The sequence below is a fragment of the Cellulomonas sp. Marseille-Q8402 genome (assembly GCF_965119525.1).
In genome coordinates this window covers 1,182,869-1,209,322 of sequence record NZ_CBCPLX010000001.1, presented here as the reverse complement: position 1 = coordinate 1,209,322, position 26,454 = coordinate 1,182,869, and the positions used below count along the sequence as shown (strand labels likewise).

Below are 26,454 nucleotides of genomic sequence, written 5' to 3'. Positions count from 1 at the left end.
GAACACCCCTCGTCCGTCAGACCCGTGAGCGAGCATCGGAGGCCCTGTGGCGTCGCACCGCGTGCAGCCTGCTGCCACCGGCGCACCCACCCGACGCCAGCTCCGGGAGTCGGGCCGCTCGGCCACCGCGCTCCCCGCGGCGCCGGCCCCCGCGGTCGAGGCCGACGGCGCCGCGCACGACCGCCGCAGCAACCCGCTCGCCCGCTGGGGCACCCGAGCCGGTGTCCTCGTGACGCTGGCCGCCGTGACCGTCGCCGTCCCGCTCTCGCAGCAGTCCGCGCAGAGCGAGGAGGTCGCCGACGTCCAGGCCGACGCGACCCTGCCCAGCACGGTCGAGGCCCTCACGTCCTCCACGTCCGCGGTGCTGCCCCCGGCCTCGCTGGTGTCCGGCGACGCCACCGCGGTGCGTGCCCAGGTCGACGTCAGCCGCAGCCAGGAGCGGGAGATCCTGCCCGGCTGCGACGGCGAGGCCGGGACCGCCAGCGCCAACGGCCAGCTCCCGCAGGGCGACCTCTGCGTCCTCTGGGACGGCGGCACGGAGCTGCGCGCGGACGCCGCCGAGGCGCTCGCCGAGCTGAACGCGATGTGGGTGACCCGGTTCGGCAGCGACCTCTGCCTGTCCAGCGGCTACCGCACCCTCGCCGAGCAGCGCGCGGTCAAGGCGCAGAAGGGCGGCCTCGCCGCCCCCGCCGGCCGCAGCAACCACGGCTGGGGCCTCGCCGTCGACCTCTGCAGCTCGCAGACCACCGGCGCGCAGTGGGAGTGGCTCAACGAGAACGCGCCCGTGTTCGGCTGGGAGAACCCGTCCTGGGCCCGGCCCGGTGGCAGCGGCCCGTACGAGCGCTGGCACTGGGAGTACACCAAGGGCGTCATGGCCGACGGCGAGTACTACGGCTGACCAGCCCCCGCGACACGACGAAGGGCCCCGCCGCACGGCGGGGCCCTTCGTGCGTCCCGCCCCGCCCCGGCCCGGCTCCCGCCCGCCCGCCGGCCTCGAGCGGCCCGTCGCCGAGGTAGTGCGACCTGCGCGAGGTAGTGCGTCATCGCGCACTACCTCGGCGCGGTCGCACTACCTCGCGGGGAGGAGGGGGGCGGAAGGGAGGGGGACGCGGGCGGTCAGGAGAGGGTCATGCCCCAGGTGACCGCGTGGGTGGCGCCGGGCTCGAGGCGGACCAGGCGCTCGCCCGTGCGGAACGCGTCCGCGATGCAGCTCATCGGCTCGGCGGCGACGCCGCGGCGGTCGATGCGCGGGATGCCGTTGCCGGTGCACACCTGCCAGGTGTCCATCGACTCGTCCATCCACATCGCGGCACCGTGCCCGTCGGGGGCGGTGAGCACGATCCAGGACAGCCCGTCGGCGTCGCGCGTCACGTCGACGAAGGCGTCGTCCAGCGCCACGCCGGCCAGCAGCTGGGGGGTGGTGCGGTCCTCGGCGCCGGACAACGGGCGGGTGCCGGTCGGCAGGAGCCGGTCGTCGACCGTGACCTGGGAGGTGGCGTCGACGCGCAGCGTGCAGTCGTCCACGGCGGCGTCGCCGGGGGACAGCCACGGGTGGAAGCCGATGCCGTACGGCGCGGCGGTCGCGTCGAGGTTGGTGGTGGCCACGTGCACCCGCAGCCCGGCGTCGGACAGCGCGTAGGTGACGTCGATCCGCAGCGACCACGGGTAGCCCGGCGCCGGGACGAGGTCGTGCCGCAGGGTGACGGAGGTGTCCCCGTCCGGGCCGGCCTCGGAGGCGGTCCGCTCGAACCGGACCTGCGCCACGAGGCCGTGCAGGGCCGTCGAGCGGTCGGGCTCGGTGACCGGCACCTGGTAGGTGGTGCCGTCCCAGGTGTACTGCCCGTCGCGCAGCCGGTTCGGCCACGGCGCGAGCACGGCGCCGGAGTAGGCGGGGGCGAGGTCGCCCTCGTCGAAGGGCAGGACGACGTCGCGGCCGCCCACGGCGTAGGTGCGGACGCTGGCCCCGACCTCGGCGATCGTGGCGCGGTGCTCACCGTGCGCGAGGTGGTGCTGACGTCCGGAGGGTGCTGGCGTGTTCACGCTCACACCGTAGTGCGGAGCGTCGCCGGTGCCCGCACATCCCGCGCCAACCGGTAGCCTGGACCGTCGTGGCAGCCACCGACTTCCCCGCCGAGATCCGCAACCTGCGCAGCACGCTCGCGACGATCGAGGCGGTGTCCGACCCCGAGGCCCTGCGCAAGCGCATCGCCGACCTCTCCGAGCAGGCGTCCGCGCCCGACCTCTGGGACGACCCCGACGCCGCCCAGAAGATCACCAGCGCCCTGTCGGCCTCCCAGTCCGAGCTGGACCGGGTGTCGAAGCTCGGCGGCCGGATCGACGACCTCGAGACGCTCGTCGAGATGGCGACGGAGGACGGCGGCGACGCCGACACGCTCGCCGAGGCCGAGGCCGAGCTGCTCGTGATCCAGAAGGACCTGGGCGAGCTCGAGGTCCGCACGCTGCTGAACGGCGAGTACGACCAGCGCGACGCGGTCGTGACGATCCGCGCCGGCGCGGGCGGCGTCGACGCGGCGGACTTCGCCGAGATGCTCATGCGGATGTACCTGCGCTGGGCCGAGCGGCACGGCTACCCGACGACGGTGCTGGACACCTCGTACGCCGAGGAGGCCGGCCTGAAGTCGGCGACCTTCGAGGTCAAGACGCCCTACGCGTTCGGCCACCTGTCCGTCGAGGCCGGCACCCACCGCCTGGTGCGCATCTCGCCGTTCGACAACCAGGGCCGCCGGCAGACGTCGTTCGCGGCGGTCGAGGTCATCCCGCTCATCGAGCAGAGCGACGACAACATCGAGATCCCCGAGTCGGAGATCAAGGTCGACGTGTTCCGGTCGTCCGGCCCGGGCGGGCAGTCGGTCAACACCACCGACTCCGCGGTCCGCATGACGCACCTCCCGACCGGCATCGTCGTGTCGATGCAGAACGAGAAGTCGCAGATCCAGAACCGCGCGGCCGCGCTCCGCGTCCTGCAGTCCCGCCTGCTGCTCGTCCGCAAGGCCGAGGAGGACGCGAAGAAGAAGGAGCTCGCAGGCGACATCAAGGCGTCCTGGGGCGACCAGATGCGGTCCTACGTGCTGCACCCGTACCAGATGGTCAAGGACCTGCGGACCGAGCACGAGGTGGGCAACACCGCCGCGGTGTTCGACGGCGACATCGACGGGTTCCTCGAGGCGGGCATCCGCTGGCGGCGCTCGGCCTCCGTGGAGGCCTGAGCGGGCATACCGGGCGAAACCGCCCGGCGCACCGCCCGATCCGCCCCCGGTGCCCGGACTCACAGGTCCGGGACCGGCGTGTCACGGTCGGGTCACGGTCGGCGCCTGCCTACGCTCGACGCGGCCAGAGCAGCTCCGCCTGCACCACCCTCCGCTCCCCGACCGCTGGCCGCCCCCGACTGTGATCAGATTCGAGAACGTCACCAAGGTCTACGCGCGCGGCGCCCGCCCCGCGCTGGACCACATCAGCCTGGACGTCGAGCGCGGCGAGTTCGTGTTCCTCGTCGGCGCCTCCGGCTCGGGCAAGTCGACCTTCCTGCGCCTGGCCCTGCGCGAGGAGCGGCCGTCCGCCGGCCGCGTCTTCGTCGCGGGCAAGGACCTGACGACGCTCTCGTCGTGGAAGGTCCCGCACCTGCGCCGCCAGATCGGCGCGGTGTTCCAGGACTTCCGGCTGCTGCAGAACAAGTCGGTGTTCGAGAACGTGGCGTTCGCGCTGCAGGTGATCGGCAAGCCGCGGCACCACATCCTCACCACGGTGCCCGACGTGCTCGAGATGGTCGGCCTGGCCGGCAAGGAGAAGCGCCGCCCGCACGAGCTCTCCGGCGGTGAGCAGCAGCGCGTGGCCATCGCCCGCGCCTTCGTGAACCGGCCGTCGATCCTGCTCGCGGACGAGCCCACCGGCAACCTCGACCCGACGACCTCCCTGGGGATCATGCGCCTGCTCGACCGGATCAACCGCACCGGCACGACGGTCGTCATGGCGACGCACGACGACGAGATCGTCGACCAGATGCGCAAGCGCGTGGTGGAGCTGTCCGGCGGCGAGATGGTGCGCGACCAGTCGCGCGGCGTCTACGGCTCGGACCGCTGAGGGGGCCGGGACGTGCGACTCCAGTTCATCCTCTCCGAGATCGGCATCGGCCTCCGCCGGAACCTCTCGATGACCGTCTCGGTCATCCTCGTCACCTTCGTGTCGCTGACGTTCGTCGGCGCCGCCGCCCTGCTGCAGATGCAGATCGGCAAGATGCAGGACGACTTCTACGACCGGGTCGAGGTCAGCGTCTACCTGTGCCCGGCCGGCGTCTCGCCCGAGCCGACCTGCGCCGGCGGCGAGGTCACCGCCGAGCAGAAGCAGGCCGTCGAGGACGCGCTGGCCGCGCCCGACGTCGCGCCGTACATCGCCGAGGTCTTCGAGGAGTCGAAGGAGCAGGCGTTCGAGACCTTCCAGCGGCAGTTCGAGGGCCAGTTCTGGGCGCAGGTCACCACCGTCGACGACATGAACGAGTCGCTGCGGATCAAGCTCACGGACCCGGAGAAGTACGAGGTCGTCGCCGACGTCCTGCAGGGTCGCCAGGGCGTCGAGTCGGTGCAGGACCAGCGGGAGCTCTACGACTCGCTGTTCCGGGTGCTGAACAGCGCGACGCTGCTGGCGCTCGGCCTGGCCGGCGTGATGCTGCTCGCCGCGGTGCTGCTCATCACGACGACGATCCGGCTGTCGGCGCTGAGCCGCCGCCGGGAGACCGGCATCATGCGGATGGTCGGCGCGTCGAACCTGTTCATCCAGCTGCCGTTCATGCTCGAGGGCGCGATCGCCGCGACCGTCGGCGCCGTGCTGTCCGTCGTCGGCCTGTGGGCGGGCGTCCGCTACCTCGTCACCGACTGGCTCGGGGGGCAGATCGCCTGGATCCCGTACGTGACCACCCACGAGGTGTGGCAGGTGGCGCCGTTCCTGGTCGCCGCCGCGATCCTGCTCGCCGCGATCTCCTCGCTGGTGACCCTCAGCCGCTACACGAAGGTCTGACATGTCGACGACCCGTCCCCGCCGCCCGGCCCGAGACCGACGCACCCGGCTCGTCGCCGGGTCGCTGGCGGGCGTGCTCGCGATCCTGGTCGGCCTGACGGCCGCAGGCCCCGCCGTCGGCGACGACCTGGACGACCGGCGGTCCGCGCTGCAGAACCAGCAGGCGCAGCAGGAGCAGCAGCGGGCCGACGCCGAGGCGGCGCTGGAGGGCCTGAGCGAGCAGTTCCGGCAGTCCGCGGCGGAGCTGCTCGCCGTCGAGCAGCAGCTGCCGGGCGCGCAGCAGGCGCTCACGGACGCCGAGGCGGCGCTGGCCGGGTTCGAGCGCGAGGCGGCGCTGATCGCCGCCCGGCTCGAGGACGCCCAGGACCAGGAGACGACGATCTCCGCGACGATCCAGACGGACTCCGCGCGCAGCGACGAGATCCGCGGGCAGATCGGCCAGATGGCGCGCTCGGCGTACCAGGGCGGGCCGGGCCTGTCCGGGCTGAGCATCGTGGTGGACGCGCAGAGCGTCGAGGACTTCACCGAGCAGTACGGGCTGGCCAGCACGGCGCAGCGCGCGCAGAGCGCGGTGCTCGACGAGCTGGCGGGCATCGAGGCGGCCAACCGGAACAGCCAGGCGCGGCTCACGGCGGTGCGCGAGCGGATCACCGAGCTCAAGGCCGAGGCCGACCAGAAGGTCGCCGAGGCCGAGCGGGCGCGCCAGGAGGCGGCCGACCGCAAGGCCGAGGTCGAGCGCCTGATCGCGGAGCAGGCCGCCAAGAAGGCCCAGGTGGAGAGCCAGAAGGCCGCCGCCCAGGCCGAGGTCGACAAGATCGACGCGGAGACCGCGAAGATCCGGGCGCAGCTCGAGGAGGTCGCCGCGCAGCAGCGTGCCCGGGCCGCGGCCGCCGCACCGGCGGGTCAGCCCGCGCCGGCGGCGGGTCCCGTCAGCGGCGCGCTGTTCGGCAACCCGACGTCGATCAACCCGATCCACGTCACCAGCGAGTACGGCATGCGGCTGCACCCGATCCTCGGGTACTACCGCCTGCACGCCGGCATCGACCTGCGCACCTACTGCGGCACGCCGATCTACGCCGCGCGCGCGGGCACGGTGCAGTGGGCGCAGTGGCGCAACGGGTTCGGCAACCAGGTGATGGTCGACCACGGGCTGTACAACGGCAGCTCGCTGATGACGTCCTACAACCACATGACGAGCTTCGTGGTCGGCGGCGGGCAGCGGGTGTCCCAGGGCCAGCTGCTCGGCTACTCGGGCAACACCGGCACCTCGGCGGCGTGCCACCTGCACTTCGAGGTCTACGTCAACGGCGGCACCGTGAACCCGCGGCCCCTGCTCGGCCTCTAGCGGAATCCGGTGGGCGGGACCGGGCACGCCGGATAGGCTGCTGCGTCGCCCCACCCACCAACCTCAGGAGGACGGTCATGGCCAAGCAGAGCGGACGGTCGCTCGTCGCGTCCAACCGCAAGGCGCGCCACGACTACCTCATCGAGGACGTCTTCGAGGCCGGCGTCGTGCTGAGCGGCACCGAGGTCAAGGCGCTGCGCGCCGGCCGCGCGTCGCTCGTCGACGGCTGGTGCTCCGTCGACGGCGGGGAGGCCTGGCTCGAGGGCGTGCACATCCCGGAGTACTCGCAGGGCACCTGGACCAACCACGCGCCGCGCCGCAAGCGGAAGCTGCTGCTGCACCGCGAGGAGATCGACCGGCTCGAGGCGAAGACCCGTGAGAAGGGGCAGACGATCATCCCGCTGTCCCTGTACTTCCTGGACGGCCGGGCGAAGGTCGAGATCGCGCTCGCCCGCGGCAAGCGCGAGTACGACAAGCGCCAGGCGCTGCGCGAGCGGCAGGACAACCTCGAGGCCGTGCGGGCGATGCGGGAGAAGCGCGACCGCTGAGGTCGGCCGGAGCCGCGCCCCGTCAGGCCAGCGACGCCCGCAGCACCCCCGGGTCCGTCGTGGGGCGGTCGCACACGAAGCCCCGGCACACGTAGGCCGCGGCGCGCCCCCCGACCAGGCCGCGGTCCCGCAGCAGGCCGACCGCCGACGGCGTCGCGGCGACCTCCTCCGGGTCGCCCTGCGCGAGCACCAGCCCGGGCGCAGGGGAGCGCACGGCGGTCCGCACCAGCGCGACCCGGCCCGGGTCGTCGGCCCGGCCGAGCACGGCGACCTCGCGTGGTCCGTCCAGCACCGCCTCGGCGGTCGCGAGCGCCCACGCCACCGCCCGCGGGTGCCGGTGCGCGATGGACAGCGGGGCGGCCAGCGCGAGCTCCGCGGCCTGCCGGTCCGTCGCCGAGCCGGTCACGGCCGCGCGGGCCAGCAGCGCCCCGGCGGCCGCCGACTGCCCGCCCGCCGACGGGCCGTCCGCCACGTCGGGGCGGGTCGCGAGCCGGGCGACCACGGCGTCCGTCTGGTCGTCGGCGGTGTCCTGGAACCCGTGGTCCGGCGCGCGGAACCGCGCCAGCACCGTGTCGAGCAGCGCCGAGCCCCGCGCCGCCCAGTGCGGGTCCCCGGTGACGCCGGCGAGCACGCCGAAGCCCTCGGCCACCGCGGCGTAGTCGGTCAGCACGCCCGGTGCGGTGCCCACCGCTCCGTCGCGGGAGGTGCGGGCCAGCCGGAGCAGCCCGTCGCCGCCCGCCAGGGCGTGCACCTCGTCCAGCACGCGCGCCGCGTCCACGGCCGCGGCGACCCACTCGCGGCGCTCGAGCATCGCGCCGGCCTCGGCGAGACCCGCGATGGCGAGCCCGTTCCACGCGGCCACGACCTTGTCGTCGCGCGCGGGCTGCGGGCGGGCCGCGCGGGCGCGCAGCAGGGCGCGGCGCACGCGCTCGAACCGCACCTCGTCCTCCGGTGCCGGGTCCGCGCGCAGCTGCAGGACGGAGGTCCCCGCCTCGAACGTGCCCGCGTCCGTCACGCCGAACACGTCCGCGGCCCAGGCGGCGTCCTCCGGGCCCAGCGCCTCGGCGAGGGTCGCCGCCGTCCACACGTAGGTCGCGCCCTCGATGCCCGCGGTGTCGGCGTCCAGCGACGAGGCGAACGCCCCCTCGGGGGTGCGCAGGTCCCGGAGCAGGAAGTCGGCGGTGCCCTCGACCACGCGGCGGGCGAGCGGCGAGCCCGTGCTGCGCCACCAGTGGGCGTAGACGCGCAGCAGGATCGCGTTGTCCTCGAGCATCTTCTCGAAGTGCGGCACCGTCCACGTGCCGTCGACCGCGTACCGGGCGAACCCGCCGCCCAGCTGGTCCGCCATGCCGCCCCGGGCCATGGCCTCGAGCGTGCCCTCCGCCATCGCCAGCGCCCGGTCGTCGCCCGTGCGGGCGTGCCGGCGCAGGAGCCACTCGAGCGTCGTCGACGGCGGGAACTTGGGTGCCCCGCCGAACCCGCCCCGCTCGGCGTCGTAGGTGCCGGCCAGCGCGTCGACGGCCAGGTCCGACACCTGCGCGACCGCACCGAGGTCCAGGGCGGGACCGTCGGCGTCGTCGGGCACGTCGTGGCGGGGCGGGGGAGCGCCACCGCCGCCCAGCGCCGCCAGCAGCTCGTCCGCGCCCGAGCGCACCTCCGCGCGCCGCTCCCGCCACGCGCGGGACAGGGCGTCCAGCACCTGCCCGAACGACGGCCGCCCGGCCACCGGCACCGGCGGGAAGTACGTGCCGCAGAAGAACGGGTCGCCCTCGGGGGTCGCGAACACGGTCATCGGCCAGCCGCCCTGGCCGGTCATCGCCTGCGTGGCCGCCATGTAGGCGGCGTCCAGGTCAGGGCGCTCCTCGCGGTCGACCTTCACGTTGACGAACCGGCTGTTCATCACCGCGGCGGTCCCGGGGTCCTCGAACGACTCGTGCGCCATCACGTGGCACCAGTGGCAGGCGGCGTAGCCGATCGAGACCAGCAGCGGCACGTCCCGGCGGCGCGCCTCCGCGAACGCCTCCTCGCCCCACTCGTACCAGTCGACCGGGTTCTCGGCGTGCTGGCGCAGGTAGGGGCTGGTGCTGCGGGCGAGGCGGTTGGGCATGCTCCCACTGTCGCGCCGTGCCGGGGCGTGCGCACCCGCGGGGCACCCGGGCCGCCGGCGGCGCGCTCACCGCGCGACCGGGGAGCGGGAGCGGTAGACAGGCGGGGTGACGGTCTCCGCGGGCACCCCGGTCGGGCCCCCGGTCGAGGACGCCCGCGTCACGGTCGTCGTCATGAGCCGCGACCGGCGCGACGAGCTGGTCGGCTCCCTCGGCCGGCACCGGGCGCCGGTGGTCCTGGTCGACAACGGCTCCACCGACGGCACCGCCGCGGCCGTCCGCTCCGCGCACCCGCACGTCGCGGTGGTGGAGGCCGGCCGCAACCTCGGCGCGGCGGCACGCACGCTCGGCGTCCGGCTCGCGACGACGCCGTTCGTGGCATTCGCGGACGACGACTCCTGGTGGGCGGCCGGGTCGCTGACGACGGCGGCCGACGTGCTCGCGGCCGACCCCGGGGTCGCGGTCGTGCAGGCCCGCGTGCTGGTCGGCCCCGAGGAGCGGCCGGACCCGTTCTGCGCCGTGCTCGCCGCGTCGCCGCTGCCCCGGCCGGCCGGGACGGACCTGCCGACGACGCTCGGGTTCATCGCCTGCGCGGCGATGGTCCGCCGGGACGCGTTCCTCGCCGCCGGCGGGTTCGACGACGTCGTGCGGTTCCCCGGCGAGGAGGAGCGGCTGGCCCTGGACCTGGCCGCCCGGGGCCACGCGATCGTGCACGAGCCGCGGGCCGTCGTGCACCACCACCCCTCGCCCCGCCGGCACGCGCCGGAGCAGCGCGTCGCCGCCGTGACCCGCGCGCACCTGCTCACCGCGGTGCTGCGGCTGCCGTGGGGCGAGGTCGGCCGGGACGTGCGCGCCGCCGCGGGGACGCGGGCCGGGCGCCGGGGGATCCGCGCCGCGCTGCCCGACCTGCCCCGCGCGCTCCGACGCCGGCGGGTGCTGCCGCCGGAGGTGCTGCGGCTGCGGGCGCTGCTCGCGGCGGCACCCGCGCCCGCCGGCGCCGGCGCCCCCACCGTCCACGAGGAGCGCCGATGACTGCTCTGCCCGCTCTGCCCGCGTTCCGCCGCGCCGTCGTGACCGGCGGGGCGGGGTTCCTCGGCAGCCACCTGTGCACGGCGCTGCGCGCGGCCGGCACGGAGGTGGTGTGCCTGGACAGCTTCCTCACCGGCGAACCCGCGAACGTCGCGCACCTGGCGGACGACCCGGGCTTCCGGCTGCTGCGGTGCGACCTGACGGACTACGTGCACGTGCCGGGCGACGTGGACCTGGTGCTGCACTTCGCGTCCCCGGCCTCGCCCGTCGACTACCTGCACCTGCCCATCCAGACGCTCAAGGTGGGGTCGCTCGGCACGTGGCACGCCCTGGGCCTGGCCAAGGACAAGGACGCGCGGTTCGTGCTGGCGTCGACCTCCGAGGTGTACGGGGACCCGCAGGTGCACCCGCAGCCGGAGTCGTACTGGGGCCACGTCAACCCGATCGGCCCGCGCGGCGTCTACGACGAGGCCAAGCGGTACGCCGAGGCGCTGACGACCGCGTACCGCACCGCCGAGGGCGTGGACACGGGGATCGTGCGGATCTTCAACACCTACGGGCCGCGGATGCGGCCGCGGGACGGCCGCGCGATCCCGACCTTCATCCGGCAGGCCCTGGCCGGCGAGCCGATCACCGTCGCGGGTGACGGCAGCCAGACGCGGTCCGTCTGCTACGTGGACGACCTGGTGCGCGGGATCCTGGCGCTCGCGGCGTCGGGGCACCCCGGCCCCATGAACATCGGCAACCCCACGGAGCTGTCGGTCCGGCAGATCGCCGAGGACGTGGTCGCCGCGACCGGGTCCCGCTCGCGGATCGAGCTCGTCGAGCGGCCGGTGGACGACCCGGAGGTCCGCCGCCCCGACACGACCCTCGCGGGCCGGGTGCTGGGCTGGGCGCCCGAGGTCACCTGGGCGACGGGTCTGGAGCAGACGGTCGCGTGGTTCGCCGGGGCGCTGCGGGCACCGGCGTAGCCGCCGCGACCAGCGTCTGCCCGACCGCGTCCCACGCCTGGTCGACGGTGATCCGGTCGAGCGCGGGGTCCACCGCCGCGCCGTGCGGGTCGCCGGCGTACCCCGGCTCGCCGCGCCACAGCACCCGGTGCCGGTCCGGGTCGATCCGCGGCCCCCAGCCGGCCGGCGGCGTGGGGCCGAACAGCAGCACGGAGGGGGTGCCGACGGCGGTGGCCAGGTGCGCCACGCCGGTGTCGCCGCACACCAGGAGCCGCGCCCCGGCGACGAGCGCCGCCAGGGCGTCCAGGTCCAGCACGCCGGAGAGGTCGTGCGCGCCCGCGCCCGCCAGGTTCGCGACCCGGGCCGCCAGGTCGCGCTCGTCCGGCCCGCCGGTCACCGCGACGGCCCAGCCGGTGGTCGTCAGCCGGGCGCCGAGGGCGCCCCAGCGGTCGGCCGGCCACCGGCGCGCGCCGGACGCCGCCCCCGGGTGCAGCAGCACCACGTCCCCGGAGCGCGGCGGCCGGTGCACGCCGGGCACATCGGGCACGCCGGGAACGTCGAGGCGCAGGTCGTCCGGCCCGCACGGGCCACCGGCCCCGGCGACGAGCCGGCACCAGCGGTCGACCTCGTGCTCGTCGGCCCGGAAGCCCGGGCCGTCGCGGGCCCCGGGCCCGGCGAAGGCGACCAGCCGCGCGGGCCGGGTCGCGGCGAGCAGCCGGTGGCTCTCGGGCCCCCGCCCGTGCAGGTTGACGGCGACGTGCCCGCCCCGGCCGACGCCGGCCAGGGGCGCGAGGCCGTGCGCGGGCAGCACCGCGTCCACGACGCCCCGGCGCGCGAGGAACCCGCCGACCTCCGCCGGCGCCGCCAGCACGAGCCGGCGGCCGGGCCAGGCGCGGCGGACGCCCCGGAGCGCGGCGACCCCGGTCAGGGCGTCGCCGAGCCCGAGCGCGCGCAGGACCAGGACGTCGTCCGGCCCGACCTGCGCCCCGGCGGTCCGCGCCGTCCGGGTCACGGCCAGGAGCTCTCGCCCGACGCCATGACGAGCAGCTCGCGGATCTCGCTGCCGACGGGCTGGGTCAGCGCGGTGACGACCGCGCCGGCGGTCGCGCGGGGGTCGTTCAGGTCCGCGTCCGGCCCGGGGCGGTACTGCTCGGCCCGCCCGTCGAAGAAGGGGGTCCGCATGCCGCCCGGGATGAGCAGCGTGACCCCGACGCGCCCGGCGTACTCGGCGGCGAGCGCGTGGGTGAAGCCGCGGACGGCGAACTTCGACGCCGAGTACGCGGTGGCGTCGCCCATCCCGCGCAGCGAGAGCGTCGACCCGACGGTGACGACCGTGCCGCGCACCCGCTCCAGGTGGGGGAGCGCGGCCCGGACCACGGCCACCGTGCCGAACAGGTTGACCCGGACCACCCGCTCCCACGCGGCGGGGTCGATGTCGGTGAGCGCCCCGCACGCGTCGATGCCGGCGGCCGTCACGACAGCGGTGGGCGGGCCGACGGTCAGGGCCAGCTCCTCGACGGCGGCCGCCGCGGCGGCGGAGTCGGCCAGGTCGACCTGGACGGACGGGACGCCGGGGCGGGGCGCGGCGCGGTCGAGCACGGCGGGCTTGCCCCCGGCGGCCTCGACGGCGTCCACGACGGCGGCGCCCAGGCCGGAGGCGCCGCCGGTCACGAAGACGGTGCCGAGGTCGCGCGGGGACGGCGGCGGGAGAGTGGTCACGGGATGCTCCTTCACGTCGTGGTCCGCGCCCGGGCGGCGCCCGAGCGGTCGAGGATCGCGCTGGTGGACCGGCCGTCGAGGAACGGCAGGAGGACGACCCGCCCGCCGTGGGCCTCGACGACGTCGGCCTCCGGCAGCCGGGTGCCGCCGTAGTCGCCGCCCTTCGCCCAGACGTCGGGGCGAAGGCGGTCGAGCACCGCCCCGGGGTCGTCCTCGTCGAAGACGACGACGGCGTCCACGCAGTCGAGGGCCTCGAGGACCCGGGCGCGGTCCGCGGCGCCGACGACGGGGCGCTCGGGGCCCTTGAGCCGGCGGACCGAGGCGTCGGAGTTCATCAGCACCACCAGCGCGTCGCCCAGCCGGCGGGCGGACTGCAGGGTGGCCACGTGCCCGGCGTGCACCAGGTCGAAGCAGCCGCCCGTGGCGACGAGCGTCCCGCCCCGCGCGCGCAGCCGGGCGGCGAGGCCCGCCAGCGGGTCGCCGCGGTCGGGCGGGGCGTGGTCGCCCGCGGGGCGGGCCGGCGGCGGGTCGCGCCGGACCCGGAAGCCTGCCGCGCCGCCCGCGGCCACCCACGCCGAGGCGTCGGCGACCGCGACGGTCACGGCGCGGGACGGGACGGTTCCCCGGGCCAGGGCGACGGCGGCGGACGCGGCGAACCGGTCGCCGGCACCGCACGGGTCGCCGTGGGGCACGGGCGGCGCAGGGACGAAGAGGGCGTCGCCGCCCGCGGCCAGGTACGCACCCCGCGCACCGGCGGTCACCACGGCCGCGCCGACCCGCCAGGCGTCCCGCAGGTCGCGGGCCAGCGTCTCCGGCGGCGTGCCCGCCGGGACCTCGAGCGCACCGCCGGCCTCCGCGAGGTTGGGCGTGACCAGGGTGGTGCCCGGCACCGGCGGCCCGCCGCGCGGGTGCGGGTCCCAGACCGTGCGGGTGCGGCCGGCCGCCTCGGCGAGCAGGTCGCGCAGCCGCGGGTCGGTCGTGGTCCCGCCGCCGTAGTCCGACACCAGCACCGCGTCGGCGCCGGCGAGGGCGGTGCGCACGGCGGCGAGCAGGTCCTCGGAGAGGTCGCCGGGGCGTCCGGGCCCGCCCTCGTCCAGCCGCACGAGGGACTGGCCGCCGCTGCGCACGCGGGTCTTGGTCCGGGTGCTACCGACGTGGGGCAGGGCGACGAGCGCGACCTCCCCGGCCAGCAGGCCGGCGAGCCGGCGTCCGCCGTCGTCCGCGGCGAGCGGCGCGACCAGCGTCACGGCGGCGCCGGAGGCCGCGCAGAGCAGCGCCGCGAGCCCGGCCCCGCCGGGGCTCTCCCGGACCGTCGCCACGTCGACGACGGGCGCCGGGGCGTCCGGGCACAGCCGGTCGGTGCGGCCGTCGACGTCGCGGTCGAGCAGCAGGTCGCCGACCACCACGACGTGCGCGCGCGGTCCGGGTGGCGGGTCGTGCTCCGCCGCCGCGTGCACCGGGGCGGCGGACGGGGGAGCGGCCACCCGCGCGTCGAACGCCGCGCACAGCGCGTGCACCGCCACGAGGTGCACCGCCTGGACGCCCGCGGTCGACGGCGCCGGCACGCACAGGGCGTCGTCGGCGAGCGCGGCGAGCGGGTTCGGCGCCGGGCCCGTCAGCGCCCACACGGTGAGCCCGAGCGCGCGGCCGCGCTCGGCGGCCCGCAGCACGTTGGGGCTCGCGCCCGAGGTGGACAGCAGGACCAGCACGTCGCCCGGCCGGCCGTGCGCCTGCACCTGCCGGGCGAACATCTCCTCCGCGCCGTAGTCGTTGACGAGCGCGGTGACGCTGGACGTCTCGGCCGTCAGGGCGAGCGCGGAGTAGGGCGGGCGCTCGTCCGTGAACCGGCCCACCAGCTCCGACGTGAGGTGCTGCGCCTCGGCCGCGCTGCCGCCGTTCCCCGCCGCGAGCAGCCGCCCGCCGCCGCCCAGCACGCGGGCCAGCGTCGCGGCCCAGCGGTCCACCCGGCCGGACTCCGCCCCCAGGGCGTCCAGGGCGGCGCGGACCTCGCGGAGGTGCCCGGGGAGCCAGCCCGCGCCCGTCGACCAGGTCGTCGTCATCCGACGCTCACCGCCCGTGCGGCCTCGCGGCCGAGGGCCGGCCGCAGCAGCGTGGCGTACACCGCGACGGTCCGCGCGGCGACCCGGTCCCAGGCGTACCGGTCCACCGCGGCCCGCCGCGCCGCCCGCCCGTAGGCCGCCCGGAGACCGTCGTCGTCGAGCAGCACGCGCAGGGCCGCGGCCAGCGCCGCCGGGTCGCGGGCCGGCACGAGCGTGCCGGTGACCCCGTCCTGCACGGTGTCCAGCAGGCCGCCGACGGCGCTGCCCACCACCGGCACGCCGCAGGCCGCGGCCTCGACGGGGACGATGCCGAACGGCTCGTACCAGGGGGTCGCGACGACCACGTCGGCGGAGCGCAGCAGCGCGGGCACGTCCTCGTGCCGGACGCCGCCGAGCAGGCGGACCCGGTCGCCGACCCCGGCCTCGCGGGCGACCTCGAGCAGCCGCCGCGCCTCGGGGTCGTCGGCGAGCCGGTCGCGGGGCGGGCCGCCGGCCACGCGCAGGTCCGCGCCGGGGACCTCGGCCAGGGCCCGGACGACGGTGTCAACGCCCTTGCGCTCGACCAGCCGCCCGATCGCCACCAGACGACGGCCCGTGCCGGAGCCGCGGGCCGGCGTGAAACGAGCCACGTCCACGCCGCACGGCACGACCCGGGTGCGGGCGGCGGGCAGGCCGAGCCGCTCGAGCTCGGCCACCTCGTCCGAGCACGTCGCGATCACGAGGTCCGCGCGCCGGGCCACGACCGACTCGGCGCGCACGCGGCCGGGCGGGCTGGTGTCGGCGGCGCCCTGGTACCGGTGCTTGACGGAGCCCAGCGCGTGGAACGTCTGCACGACCGGCACCTCCAGCGGCCGCGCCGCCTGCAGCGCGGCGAGCCCGGACATCCAGAAGTGCGCGTGCACCACGTCGGGCGGCGCGGTCCGCGCCCAGCGGGCGGCCAGCCAGCGGCCCAGGTCGCCCATGTACGGCAGCAGGTCGTCCTTGGGCACCGGTCCGGCGGGCCCGGCGGGCACGTGGACGACCTGCACGCCGGGCGCGAGGGGGACCTCCTCGGGCAGGCCGGGGTCGTCCCGGCGGGTGTACACCTCCACGGCGTGGCCGAGCCGGGCCAGCTCGGTGGCCAGCGCGGCGACGTGCACGTTCTGCCCGCCCGCGTCGACGCCGCCGAGCACGGCGAGCGGGCTGGCGTGCTCCGAGACCATCGCGATCCTCATCGGGTCACCTCCGTCAGGACGTGCTTCCAGTCGGCGCGGAACCGGTCCATGCCGAACCGCCGCAGGGCGTGCTCCCGGGCCGCGGTCCCGCGCTCGCGGGCCTCGTCCGGGTCGGCGAGCCAGCGCCGGGCGACCGCGGCGAGCTCCGAAGGGTCGGACGACACGACGCCGGCCTCGGGCGGCACGGCCTCCGGCGCGGCCGTCGTCGCCAGGGCGAGGACCGGCATGCCGATCGTCATCGCCTCGACCAGTGCCAGGCCCAGGCTGGTCCACCGGTACGGGTGCAGGTAGGCGCGGGCCGCGCCGAGCCGCGGGTGCAGCTCCGCCTGCCGGACGTCCTCGTGCAGGTGGGCGGCCAGCCCGGACCGGTCGACGCCGTCGGCGGCGGCGCGCTCGGCGAGGGCCGCCATGCCGGCCCCGTACACCTCGACGGGCACCCGGGCGGCGACGTCGAGCAGCACGTCCGTGCCGGCGACCCGCCACCGGCGCACCGGCTCGTTGACCACGGCGGCCACCCGGGCGCGCGCGCCGGTGTAGAGGTGCCCGGGGTCCGGGACCGCGTGCTCGACGACCGTCGTCGGCGCCGACCCGTTGTCCCAGACGAGGGCGTTGAACGCCGTGACGTGCACCAGGAGGACGTCGTCGCGGTCGGCCAGCGGGTGCCGGGTGGCGACCGCCGGGCCGGCGGGGGTGTTGTGCTCCACGTACACCGCCGGCACGTCGACGCCGGCGCGCAGGCCGGTCCAGGCCCGCAGCAGGTCCAGCTCGTGCGGGCGCTGCAGCAGCACGACGTCGACCGGCTCGTCCCGCAGCGCCTCGACGGGGACCTCCCGGGCCCGGGCGGGCCAGTCCCAGGTGCGGGCGCGACCCAGCCCGTCGCGGGAGCGCGCCGCGTCGACCGGGATGACGCACTCGTGGTCGCCCTCGACGAACGACGTCATCCACGACCCGTGCACGTGCCAGGCGAGCACCCTCATGCCGGCACCCCCGCCCGGGCCGCCAGCAGGGCCACGGCCTCGACCACCGCGGCGGGCGCCACGGACGCCAGGCACGGGTGCCCGGCCACGGGGCACGCGCGTGCCCGGGTCCCGGCGCACGCGGCCCGCTGGTCGCCGAGCAGCACGGTCGGCACGCCGTACGGCGCCCACCGGTCGGCGGGCACCACCGGCGCGAACAGCGAGACCACCGGCGTGCGGACGGCCGCCGCCAGGTGCGCCGGCCCGGTGTTGCCGACGACGACCGCGGCCGCCCCGGCGAGCACCGCCGCCAGCGCCGGCAGGTCCGTGCGGCCGCCGAGGTCCGTGACACCGTGCCGGCCGGCGGCGACCCGGGCGGTGAGCACGCGCTCCGCCGGCCCGCCCGTGACCAGCACCGCCCAGCCGGCCGCGGCCAGCGCGGCGGCGTACGCGCCCGCGTCCTCGGGGCGCGGGGCGCGCGCCGGGACGGAGGCGCCCGGGTGCAGCACGACGTAGGGCCGGTCGGGGACCAGGTGCGCGACGTCCGGCAGCGGGTCTCGGACGGCGAGGCCGCCGTCGTCGCCGGGCGTCAGGTGGCCGCCCGCGGCGTGCGCGAGGTCGAGCGCCGCCCGCACCTCGTGCAGCCCGTCGCCGCGACGGTGCCGGACGTCGAGCAGCGACCCGGGGTAGTCCTCGCTGGTCGCGGCGACGAACCCGACGCCGCCCAGGCGCAGCAGCACCGCCATCGGGAGCGGGCTCTGGTGGTCGGAGGTGAACACGACCGCGCGGGCGTACCGGCCGGACAGCGCGCCCACGACGCGGGCGACCTCGCCCTGGTCGAACGGGGCGGGCCGGTACCCGGTCCAGGGCGCGGCGAACGTCCGCACCTCCTCGACGCCCGGGAGCAGCGCCGCGGCGTGCGCGCCCTGCGGGGAGGCGAGCACGTCCACCGGCCCGAGCGCGCCGAGCGCCCGGATCGCCGGCCCGGTCAGCAGCACGTCGCCGTCGCTGTCGAGCCGCACGGCCAGGACCCGGCTCACGCGGCGGCGCCCGCAGCCACCGGAGCCGGTGCGGGCCGCGCCGCCCGCGCCGCCACGACGCCCGGCACCAGCCGGGCCACCGCCGACCGCAGGTCCGGGGCGACCTCCGTCGCGGCGTCGACCTCCTCGGGCCGGGTCGCCGGGGTCGGCACGAGCACCGCCCGGGAGCCCGCGGCCACGGCCGCCCCGAGGTCGGCGCCGATGTCCCCGACCACCGCGCACGCCGCGGGTGGCACCCCGATCGCCCGGGCGGCCGCCAGCACCATGCCGGGCGCGGGCTTGCGGCAGGCGCAGCCGTCGCCGGGGCCGTGGGGGCAGACGTGCACGGAGTCGAACGGGCCGAGCAGCGCCGCCACCCGGGCGTTCACGGCGTCGACGTCGGCGCGGTCCAGCAGCCCGCGTGCGATGCCGGACTGGTTGGACACCACCCCGACGGCCACCCCCGCGGCGCGCAGCGCGTCCAGCACCTCGCGCGCGCCGGCGACGGGACGGACCCGGTCGGGGTCGCCGTTGTACGGCACGTCGTGCACGAGCGTCCCGTCGCGGTCGAACAGCACCGCGCGTACGGGCAGCGGCCACGGGTCGGGCGCGCGCCGGTGCGCGAGGGCGCCGCGGACCCGGTGCCGCACCGCCGCGAACGGGATGACGGCGCTCGTCCACGCCATCCGGCGCCACTCGGCCGCACCCTCGGGCTGCCCCGGCCGCGGGCCCGGCGCGAGGCGCCGCCGCGCGAAGTCGGCGGTGAGCGCGAGCCACACGGCACCGGCGACCCCGGCCGTGCGCGGGTGCCGGGCGAGCAGCGCGCCGGCCGCGGCACCGGCGGCGGCCACCGTCGCCACGTGCCAGGGGAACCGCCCCCGCCCGGTCTCGGCGAGCTCCCGCCAGGCCCGGCCGTGCAGCGCCCGCATGAGGGCGTCGTCCGCCGCGCCCGCCTGCACCCGGACGCTCACCCGGTCGTCGGCGGGCCGCACCGGGTGCGTGGTGCTGCGGGAGCCGCGGACCAGCCGCCACCCGGCCAGGCGCAGCCGCAGCGCCAGGTCGGCGTCCTCCCGGTAGGCCCGCGGGAACCGCTCGTCGAAGCCGGCCACCTGCTCCAGCGCGTCCCGGCGGAAGGCCATGTCGGCCGTGGCCCAGCGCGCGTGCTCGAGACCCGCGGTGCTGCGCTCCCAGTCCAGCGGCGGCCGGTGCGACGGCAGCGGCACGTGCAGCCGCGCCTGGGTCGCGGCCACGTCCGGTGCGCACGCGGCGAGGTCCCGGGCCAGCGCGTCGGCCCAGCCGTCGGGCAGCAGGATGTCGTCGTCGAGGAACGCGACCCACGCGGAGCTCGCGGGGGTGCTCCGCCAGCCGGCGTTGCGCGCCGCCGCCGGGCCGCGCCCGCCGGTGCGGACCACGGTCACGGGGACGGGCAGGCGCAGCCCACCCAGGTCCAGCGGGGCCGTCGCCGTCAGCCGCCGGTCGTCCGCGAGCACCACGGCGTCCGGCGGCGGCAGCGTGTCGAACCGCTGCGCCGCGAGGGCGGCGAGCAGCAGCCGCAGCTGCGGCCGGCCGATCGTCGGGACGACGACGGACCAGGCCGCCCCCGGCCTCACCGGGGCGCCTCTGCGAGGGCGGTCGCGAACAGGTCCGCGCGCCGCACCAGGTGCGGGCCGAGCACCAGCAGGTCCACCGGTGCGGAACCGAACAGCTCGAGGGCGTCGCGCGGGTCGTCCACCATCGGCCGGCCGGCCGTGTTCAGGCTGGTGTTGATCACCACGGGGAGCCCGGTGCGGTCGCGGAACGCCGCGATCGTCGCCGCCAGCCGCGGCTGGGTCGCCGGGTCGACCGTCTGGATCCGCGCGGTGCCGTCGACGTGCACGGCGGCCGGGATCCGGTCGCGCCACGCCTCGGCGACCGTGTGCGTGAACAGCATGTACGGGCTGGGGACCGGCCCGTCGGAGAAGATCTCCGCCGCCTGGTCCAGCAGCACCATCGGCGCGACGGGCCGGAACTGCTCGCGGCCCTTCACGTCGTTCAGCCGCTCCAGGTTCTCCGCGTGGCCCGGGTGGGCGAGGAGCGAGCGCTGCCCGAGGGCCCGCGGCCCGTACTCGCTGCGGCCGTCGAACCACGCCACCACGCCGTCGTCGGCGAGCACCTGGCCGACCTCGTCCGCGAACGCCGTGTCGGTGGCCGGCGTGCGGAACGGGACGCGCGCCAGGCGCAGGCGGCCGGCGATCTCGTCGTCCGTCCAGGAGCGGCCGAGCGCCGCGGACGGCATCGGGGCCACCGCCTCGCCCTCGTCGGCCGCGACCTGCAGCGCCGCGCCGAGCGCCGTGCCGGCGTCTCCCGCGGCGGGCTGCACCCACACCTCCTCGAAGCCCGACTCGCGCCAGACGCGGGAGTTGGCGACGCAGTTGAGCGCGGTGCCGCCGGCCATCGTGAGCACCCGGTCGCCCGTGCGCTCGTGCAGCCACCGCGCGAGCTCGACCAGCACCTCCTCCAGGCGGGCCTGGAGTGAGCACGCGAGGTCGGCGTGGTCGCCGCCCCAGGTGCCGTCGTCCACCCGCGGCGGCGCCCAGCGCGTCCAGTCGGGCGCCTCCGCGACGAACCCGCCGTCGCCGGTGGTCCGCACGACCTCCCGCAGGTCCGCCAGGAACCGCGGCTCGCCGTAGGACGCGAGCGCCATCACCTTGAACTCGTCGCTCGACCGCAGGAACCCGAGGTGCTCGGTGAGCGACTCGTAGACCAGGCCCAGCGAGTGCGGCAGCTCCTGGCTCCCCAGCACCTCCAGCCGGCCGTCGACGTACCGGCCGGCCAGGTGCGAGGCGCGCTCGCCGCGCCCGTCGAGGACCAGCACGCTGCTCGTCCGGTGCGGCGAGGCCAGCGCGGCGGAGGCGGCGTGCGCGACGTGGTGCGGGACGTAGCGGACCCGGGACCGGTCGAGCCCGGGCAGGGCGGTCGCGAGGAAGCCCGGCGCCTTCTCCGCGTACATCAGCCGCAGGTGGTCCCACGGGTCGTCCAGCCCCAGCTCCTCGGCCGGCTTGGACAGCGCGGGGTCGAAGGAGTACGCCACCGCGTCCAGGTCAGCGGGGCGGAGCCCGCCCGCCTCCAGGCACCAGCGCATCGCGAGCTCGGGCAGCTCCCACGCCGCGAACGGGACGGGGCGCTTGCCGTGCTTGCGCCGGCTGAACCGCTCCTCCTCCGCAGCGGCGACGACCCGGCCGTCGACGACGAGGGCCGCGGCGGGGTCGTGGTAGATCGCGTTCACGCCGAGGACGCGCATGAGTGGCCGACCTTCCCCGAGTCGTCCAGAGTCGAGGTGCTCGACGGACGAGGGACGGGCCGAGCCCGTGTCCGGACCCGCGTGCTGCTCCCCGCCACTGTGCTCGGGTGAAGCACGGTTCGCATCCTGAACCGTGCTTCCCCTTCGTCCCGATTCGTCCGACCGACCTCTGGAGTGCCGATGACCCCGACGCCCGCGACGCCCCCCGACCATCCCACCGCGCGCACCGGTCCGGCGTCCGGCGCCGGCGCGTGAGGCCGGCGCCCGGGCGGTGGCTGGCCCGGACGCTCGGCGGCGGCCGGCCGCGGGGGCTGGACCCGGAGGCCGGTGTGGTCGTCACGGACGTGGGGCCCGCCGACGCGCCGGTCGTGGTGCTGGTGCACGGCATCGGGACGTCGGAGCGGTACTTCCGCGCGCTCGCCGGCGCGCTCGCGCGCGACCACCGGGTCCTCGTGCCGGACCTGCCGGGCTTCGGGCGCAGTGCGCGGCCGCGGCGGGTGCCGACCGTCGAGGACCTCGCCGACGTCGTGCTGGCCGTCCTCCGGCACCGCGGCCTGGGCCGCGCCGTCCTGGTCGGGCACTCGATGGGTGCGCAGGTCGCTGCCGAGGCGATGCTGCGGGCGCCCGGGGTCGTCGAGCGGGTGGTGCTGATCGGCACCGTCGTCGACCGCGACGCGCCCGGCGTGCTGCACCAGGGCCTCCGGCTCGCGAAGGACGGCCTGCACGAGCCGCTCGGGGTCAACGCGGTGGTCGCGAGCGACTACGTGCGCACGGGCCCGGTCTGGTACTCGGCGGTCCTGCCGCACATGTTCGCCTACGACACCGAGGCGGCCGTGGCGCGCCTGCCCGGGCCGGCGCTGCTGGTCCGCGGCGAGCACGACCCGGTGTCGTCCCGCCCGTGGAACCGGCGGCTGGCGGCGCTCGCGCCGCGGGGCGAGGCGCGCGAGGTGCCGCGCGCCGGGCACGTGGCGATGGCCACGCACGCGCCGCTGGTGGCCCGCTGGGTGCGGGACGGCGCGGGGGAGCGCGCGTGACGCCCGGGACGCGGCTCCGCCACGCGGGGTGGTGGGCCGCCGACTACGCCTACGCCGCGGCGCGGCAGGTGCAGGGCCTGCTCTCCCGCACCACCTCCGACAGCTACACCCGCCCCGAGCCCGCGCGCCGGCCGCCGGTCCTGCTGCTGCCCGGCGTCTACGAGACCTGGCGGTTCCTCGAGCCGCTGGCGCGCGCGCTGCACGCCCACGGGCACCCCGTGCACGTCGTGGCGCCGTTCGGCCTCAACCGCGGCAGCGTCCCGGACATGGCCGAGCTGGCCGCCACCCACCTGCGCGACACGGGTCTGCGTGACGTCGTGGTCGTGGCGCACTCGAAGGGCGGGCTGATCGGCAAGTCCGTCATGGGCCGGGCGGACGTGGGTGACCGCGTCCTCGGCATGGTCGCGGTGAACACCCCGTTCTCGGGGTCGCCGTACGCCCGGCTGCTGCCGCTGCGCTCGGTGCGGGCGTTCCTGCCGGACGACGAGGTGCTGACCGCGCTCGCCGCCCAGCGCGCCGAGCACGAGCGGATCGTGTCGGTGGCGACCTGCTACGACCCGCACATCCCGGGCGGCAGCGAGCTGCCCGGGGCGCGGTTCGTCCGCCTGGCCACGCCCGGGCACTTCCGCTCGCTCACGGACCCGGCCCTGGTGCCGCTGCTCCTGACGGAGCTGGCGCGGTTCGCCGCCGTCCCGCCCCCGTCCCGCGCCTGAGCCGCGCCTGACCCGGCCCGCAACCTGCGGCGCCCGGCTCGGACGCCGGGCTCAGTCGCCCAGCACCGTGCGGGTGGGCACCGTCGGCTTGTCGACGCCGCGGCTGCGCAGGGCGCCGCGGCCGACCACCTGCTGCCACGTCGCCGTGCGCTCGGACCGCCCGCGGCCGATGAAGCTCACGGCCCAGTGCAGCAGCGTCGTGATCCGGTTCTTGAAGCCGACCAGGTACACGAGGTGCACGCCGAGCCACAGGAGCCACGCACCGAACCCGGCGGTCTGGACCGGCCCGATCTTGGCGACCGCCTGGAACCGCGACACTGTCGCCAGGCTGCCCTTGTCCTTGTACCGGAACGGTCCGGCGCTGGGCTCGCCCTGCACCTGGCGGACGATCTCCTGCGCGGCGTACCGGCCGGTCTGCATCGCGGCGGGCGCGACGCCCGGGACGCCCTTGCGGGACGCCATGTCGCCGACCACGAACACCTCGGGGTGCCCGGGCAGCGAGCCGTTCGGCTCCACCGTGACCCGGCCCGCGCGGTCCACCTCGGCACCGGTCTGCTCGCCGAGCTGCCGGCCCAGCGGGGACGCCTGCACGCCCGCCGCCCACACCTTGGTCTGCGCCTCGATCCGCGTCCGCCGGCCGTCCGAGTCCTCGACGGTCACGGACTCGGCGTCCACGTCGACCACCTTGTGCCCCATCAGCAGCTCGACGCCGAGGCCCTCGAGCGTCCGGGCGGCGGCGTCCTGCAGCTTCTCCGGGTTGCCCGGCAGCACCTTCGGGACGGGGTCGACCAGGAGGATCCGCGACTGCGTGGTGTCGAGGCTGCGGAACGACCCGCGCAGCGCGCGGTGCGCGAGCTCGGCCAGCTGGCCGGCCATCTCGACGCCCGTCGGGCCCGCGCCGACCACGACGAAGGTGGTGAGCCGGGCACGCTCGGCGGGGTCGGTCGTGAGCTCGGCCAGCTCGAACGAGCCGAACACCCGGCCGCGGATCTCCAGGGCGTCGTCGATGCTCTTCAGCCCCGGCGCGAAGTCGGCGAACTGGTCGTTGCCGAAGTACGACTGACCCGAGCCGGCGGCGACGATCAGGCTGTCGTACCGCGTCCGCGTCTCGCCGATCGGCGAGGACGACACCACCTCGCGCTTCTCCAGGTCGATGTCGGTCACGACGCCGAGCAGCACGCGGGCGTTGCGCTGGCTCTTCAGCACGTCGCGCGTGGCCGGGGAGACCTCGCCGACCGAGAGCACGCCGGTCGCCACCTGGTAGAGCAGCGGCTGGAACAGGTGGGTCGCGGTGCCGTCGACGACGGTGACGCGCACCGGGGCGTCGGCCAGGGCCTTCGTGGCGAACAGCCCGCCGAAGCCCGAGCCGATCACCACCACGTCGTGCGGCTTGCCGGGCGTGCGCGAGGGGACGGAGGCGCTCATGGGGGTCCTTCCGCGGAACGGTCGAGGTACCCGGTCGACAGTACGAGCGGGTCCCGCCCCGCGCGCGGCGAGCGGGTGTCAGGTCCGCGGCGCGAGGATCTCCGACAGCCGGAAGCCCACCGGCTCCTCGAGCTGCTCGTAGGTGCACGTCGCGGGGTCCCGGTCGGGCCGCCAGCGCTTGAACTGCGCGGTGTGCCGGAACCGGTCGCCCTCCATGTGGTCGTACGCGACCTCCACGACCAGCTCCGGCCGCAGCGGGACGAACGACAGGTCCTTGGACGCGTTCCACCGGCTCACGGCACCGGGCATCCGCTTGTCGCCGTGCGCCGACTGGTCCGCCCAGTCGCCCCACGGGTGCGTCGACAGGTCCTCGGCGCGCAGCGGCGCCAGCTCCTCGACGAGCGCCCGGCGGCGGGCCATCGGGAACGAGGCGGCGACCCCGACGTGCTGCAGCCGGCCGTCGTCGGTCCAGAGCCCGAGCAGCAGCGAGCCGACGATGCCGCCGGTCTTGTGCCAGCGGAACCCGGCGACCACGCAGTCGGCGGTGCGGGCGTGCTTGACCTTGAACATCGTGCGCTTGTCGGGCTGGTACCGGCCGTCGAGCGGCTTGGCGACGACCCCGTCCAGCCCCGCGCCCTCGAACTGCGTGAACCACTGCCGGGCCAGCTCGAGGTCGCCGGTCGCCGGGGTGACGTGCACCGGCCCCGCGGCGTCGCCGAGCGCGTCCAGCAGACGGGACCGCCGGTCGCCGAACGGCGTGCCCATCAGGTCCTCGTCCCCGAGCGCCAGGACGTCGAACGCCACGAACGACGCCGGCGTCTGCCCGGCGAGCAGCCGCACCCGGCTCTCGGCGGGGTGGATCCGCTGCTGCAGCGCGTCGAAGTCGAGCCGGTCGCCCGCGACCACGACGATCTCGCCGTCCAGCACGCACCGCTCGGGGGTCTGCGCCTTGATCGACTCGACGAGCTCCGGGAAGTACCGGGTCATCGGCTTCTCGTTGCGGCTGCCCAGCACGACGTCGTCGCCGTCGCGGAACACGATCGTCCGGAACCCGTCCCACTTGGGCTCGGTGTGGCCGAGGTCGGGGATCTCGGGCACCGACTTGGCCAGCATGGGCGACACGGGCGGCATCACGGGCAGGTCCATGGCGCCCATCCTGCTGGGCGGGGACGTGCGCGGCCAGAGGGACCCCGTCCCGCGACCGGGTGGAAGGTCCGGACGGACACGCCGACGGCGTGTCCGTCCGGACCTTCCACTCAGCGACGGCTCAGCCCGCGGCGGGGCGCTCCGGGGACCGCACCGGCGACTCGGTGCCCGGGACCGGCAGCCCGGGGGCGCCCTGCGCGGCGGGGTCGAACCCGAAGGTCCGCACCTCGCGCTCCCCGTCCGGCCCGATGCGCACCGTCGAGATGCTGGCGTTCGCGAGCGGCTCCATCGGCACCGTGCCCGCCATCGACAGGTAGGCGAGCAGCGTGACGCCGTGGCTGACCACCAGCACCTCGCCGCCGCCGGCGTGCGCCTGCTCGATGCGGCCGAAGGCGTCGGCGACGCGCTCGAGGTAGTCGGTGGTGCGCTCCGCGCCGGGGAACCCCGCGTACTCGCCGGTGAGGATGCCGCCGAACAGCTCCGCCGGATCGCCCAGCGCGAGCAGCTCGGCCTCCGGCCGGGCCTCCAGGTCGCCGAAGTGCATCTCCCGCAGGCCGTCGTCGGTGGTGAGGTCGACACCGTCGTGCGGGGTCAGCAGCTCGCGGGCCGTGGCGACGGTCCGGCCGGCGGGGCTGGCGTACGCGGCGTGGAACCGCCGGTCCGCCAGCACCCGCGCGGTGGCCCGCACCCCGGCCAGCCCCTCGTCGGTCAGCGGCGAGTCGCACCAGCCCTGCAGCAGGTGGGTGGCGTTGTACTCCGTGCGGCCGTGCCGGACCAGGTACAGCGTCGTCGTGCCGTCCGGGGCGGGCTCGTCGTCGAGCGCCGTGGCAGGTCCCTGCTCCGCCTGCCCGGCGGTGGTCGCGAGGAAGGGCATGCCCGCGAT

The 26,454-nt window shown here is 76.7% G+C and carries 23 protein-coding genes; 10 read left to right on the top strand and 13 right to left on the bottom strand.

Annotation, left to right across the window (positions count from 1 at the left end):
* Nucleotides 1–46 precede the first annotated feature (46 nt).
* Nucleotides 47–898 carry a M15 family metallopeptidase gene (locus ACWPWW_RS05540; RefSeq protein WP_454049336.1) on the top strand — a complete coding sequence of 284 codons (852 nt, stop codon included), beginning with the start codon at nt 47–49 and terminating at the stop codon, nt 896–898.
* 218 nt (nt 899–1,116) lie between these two features.
* Here the strand turns inward: ACWPWW_RS05540 and ACWPWW_RS05535 are convergent, their stop codons facing one another.
* On the bottom strand, nt 1,117–2,040 hold the full coding sequence (locus ACWPWW_RS05535; RefSeq protein WP_454049335.1) for an aldose 1-epimerase family protein: 924 nt from the start codon (nt 2,038–2,040) through the stop codon (nt 1,117–1,119).
* A 68-nt stretch (nt 2,041–2,108) separates the two neighbouring features.
* Here ACWPWW_RS05535 and prfB point away from each other — a divergent pair, with 68 nt between their 5' ends.
* The 5 genes from prfB to smpB all read left to right on the top strand — a co-directional run bounded on the left by prfB (nt 2,109) and on the right by smpB (nt 6,921).
* Nucleotides 2,109–3,227, top strand: a complete 1,119-nt coding sequence (gene prfB, locus ACWPWW_RS05530; RefSeq protein WP_454049334.1) for a peptide chain release factor 2 — start codon at nt 2,109–2,111, stop codon at nt 3,225–3,227.
* Between the two features lie 181 nt (nt 3,228–3,408).
* Nucleotides 3,409–4,098 (top strand): cell division ATP-binding protein FtsE, encoded by a 690-nt coding sequence (gene ftsE / locus ACWPWW_RS05525; protein ID WP_454049333.1) that lies wholly within the window; start codon nt 3,409–3,411, stop codon nt 4,096–4,098.
* A 12-nt stretch (nt 4,099–4,110) separates the two neighbouring features.
* A complete protein-coding gene (gene ftsX, locus ACWPWW_RS05520; RefSeq protein ID WP_454049332.1) occupies nt 4,111–5,028 on the top strand; it encodes a permease-like cell division protein FtsX in 918 nt (305 codons plus the stop codon).
* A gap of 1 nt (nt 5,029) precedes the next feature.
* Nucleotides 5,030–6,373, top strand: a complete 1,344-nt coding sequence (locus ACWPWW_RS05515) for a peptidoglycan DD-metalloendopeptidase family protein (protein WP_454049331.1) — start codon at nt 5,030–5,032, stop codon at nt 6,371–6,373.
* A 77-nt stretch (nt 6,374–6,450) separates the two neighbouring features.
* The gene (smpB, locus tag ACWPWW_RS05510) at nt 6,451–6,921 is read left to right on the top strand and encodes an SsrA-binding protein SmpB (RefSeq protein ID WP_147794009.1); all 471 of its coding nucleotides are present in this window, start codon (nt 6,451–6,453) and stop codon (nt 6,919–6,921) included.
* Between the two features lie 22 nt (nt 6,922–6,943).
* On the opposite strand, the gene ACWPWW_RS05505 is transcribed toward smpB, so the two are convergent.
* Nucleotides 6,944–9,028, bottom strand: a complete 2,085-nt coding sequence (locus ACWPWW_RS05505) for a thioredoxin domain-containing protein (RefSeq protein WP_454049330.1) — start codon at nt 9,026–9,028, stop codon at nt 6,944–6,946.
* Between the two features lie 106 nt (nt 9,029–9,134).
* On the opposite strand from ACWPWW_RS05505, the gene ACWPWW_RS05500 reads away from it, so the two are divergent.
* Nucleotides 9,135–10,058: a glycosyltransferase family 2 protein gene (locus ACWPWW_RS05500; protein ID WP_454049329.1), complete on the top strand. Its 924-nt coding sequence runs from the start codon at nt 9,135–9,137 to the stop codon at nt 10,056–10,058.
* Nucleotides 10,055–11,026, top strand: coding sequence for an NAD-dependent epimerase/dehydratase family protein (locus ACWPWW_RS05495; protein ID WP_454049328.1), 972 nt, complete (start codon nt 10,055–10,057; stop codon nt 11,024–11,026). Before ACWPWW_RS05500 ends, ACWPWW_RS05495 begins: the two co-directional genes overlap by 4 nt.
* Here ACWPWW_RS05495 and ACWPWW_RS05490 read toward each other — a convergent pair.
* The 8 genes from ACWPWW_RS05490 to ACWPWW_RS05455 are packed head-to-tail and all read right to left on the bottom strand — an operon-like array spanning nt 10,959 to nt 21,253.
* Complete coding sequence (locus tag ACWPWW_RS05490; protein WP_454049327.1) at nt 10,959–12,017, bottom strand: glycosyltransferase family 9 protein; 1,059 nt, start codon at nt 12,015–12,017, stop codon at nt 10,959–10,961. The two genes, ACWPWW_RS05495 and ACWPWW_RS05490, sit on opposite strands and share 68 nt — an antisense overlap.
* Nucleotides 12,014–12,724 (bottom strand): SDR family oxidoreductase, encoded by a 711-nt coding sequence (locus ACWPWW_RS05485; protein ID WP_454049326.1) that lies wholly within the window; start codon nt 12,722–12,724, stop codon nt 12,014–12,016. The genes ACWPWW_RS05490 and ACWPWW_RS05485 overlap by 4 nt, the downstream gene beginning before the upstream one ends.
* A gap of 11 nt (nt 12,725–12,735) precedes the next feature.
* Nucleotides 12,736–14,784, bottom strand: coding sequence for a PfkB family carbohydrate kinase (locus tag ACWPWW_RS05480; RefSeq protein ID WP_454049325.1), 2,049 nt, complete (start codon nt 14,782–14,784; stop codon nt 12,736–12,738).
* Nucleotides 14,781–15,998, bottom strand: coding sequence for a glycosyltransferase (locus tag ACWPWW_RS05475; RefSeq protein WP_454049324.1), 1,218 nt, complete (start codon nt 15,996–15,998; stop codon nt 14,781–14,783). The genes ACWPWW_RS05480 and ACWPWW_RS05475 overlap by 4 nt, the downstream gene beginning before the upstream one ends.
* Complete coding sequence (locus ACWPWW_RS05470; protein WP_454049323.1) at nt 15,995–16,975, bottom strand: glycosyltransferase; 981 nt, start codon at nt 16,973–16,975, stop codon at nt 15,995–15,997. Before ACWPWW_RS05470 ends, ACWPWW_RS05475 begins: the two co-directional genes overlap by 4 nt.
* A complete protein-coding gene (locus ACWPWW_RS05465; RefSeq protein ID WP_454049322.1) occupies nt 16,972–17,994 on the bottom strand; it encodes a glycosyltransferase family 9 protein in 1,023 nt (340 codons plus the stop codon). Before ACWPWW_RS05465 ends, ACWPWW_RS05470 begins: the two co-directional genes overlap by 4 nt.
* A complete protein-coding gene (locus ACWPWW_RS05460; protein WP_454049321.1) occupies nt 17,991–19,583 on the bottom strand; it encodes an HAD-IIIA family hydrolase in 1,593 nt (530 codons plus the stop codon). Before ACWPWW_RS05460 ends, ACWPWW_RS05465 begins: the two co-directional genes overlap by 4 nt.
* On the bottom strand, nt 19,580–21,253 hold the full coding sequence (locus ACWPWW_RS05455; protein ID WP_454049320.1) for a carbamoyltransferase family protein: 1,674 nt from the start codon (nt 21,251–21,253) through the stop codon (nt 19,580–19,582). The genes ACWPWW_RS05460 and ACWPWW_RS05455 overlap by 4 nt, the downstream gene beginning before the upstream one ends.
* 251 nt (nt 21,254–21,504) lie before the next feature.
* Between ACWPWW_RS05455 and ACWPWW_RS05450 the strand changes: the two genes are divergently transcribed.
* Together ACWPWW_RS05450 and ACWPWW_RS05445 are read left to right on the top strand one after the other, a co-directional pair.
* Nucleotides 21,505–22,287, top strand: coding sequence for an alpha/beta fold hydrolase (locus tag ACWPWW_RS05450; RefSeq protein WP_454049319.1), 783 nt, complete (start codon nt 21,505–21,507; stop codon nt 22,285–22,287).
* Nucleotides 22,284–23,000: an esterase/lipase family protein gene (locus ACWPWW_RS05445; RefSeq protein WP_454049318.1), complete on the top strand. Its 717-nt coding sequence runs from the start codon at nt 22,284–22,286 to the stop codon at nt 22,998–23,000. The genes ACWPWW_RS05450 and ACWPWW_RS05445 overlap by 4 nt, the downstream gene beginning before the upstream one ends.
* 51 nt (nt 23,001–23,051) lie before the next feature.
* On the opposite strand, the gene ACWPWW_RS05440 is transcribed toward ACWPWW_RS05445, so the two are convergent.
* The 3 genes from ACWPWW_RS05440 to ACWPWW_RS05430 form a co-directional block, all read right to left on the bottom strand.
* Nucleotides 23,052–24,425 (bottom strand): NAD(P)/FAD-dependent oxidoreductase, encoded by a 1,374-nt coding sequence (locus ACWPWW_RS05440; RefSeq protein WP_454049317.1) that lies wholly within the window; start codon nt 24,423–24,425, stop codon nt 23,052–23,054.
* 78 nt (nt 24,426–24,503) lie between these two features.
* Entirely contained in the window at nt 24,504–25,571 is a 1,068-nt protein-coding gene (locus ACWPWW_RS05435; RefSeq protein ID WP_454049316.1) for an ATP-dependent DNA ligase, read from the bottom strand.
* 121 nt (nt 25,572–25,692) lie between these two features.
* Nucleotides 25,693–26,445, bottom strand: a complete 753-nt coding sequence (locus ACWPWW_RS05430) for a histidine phosphatase family protein (protein ID WP_454049315.1) — start codon at nt 26,443–26,445, stop codon at nt 25,693–25,695.
* Nucleotides 26,446–26,454: the final 9 nt, after the last annotated feature.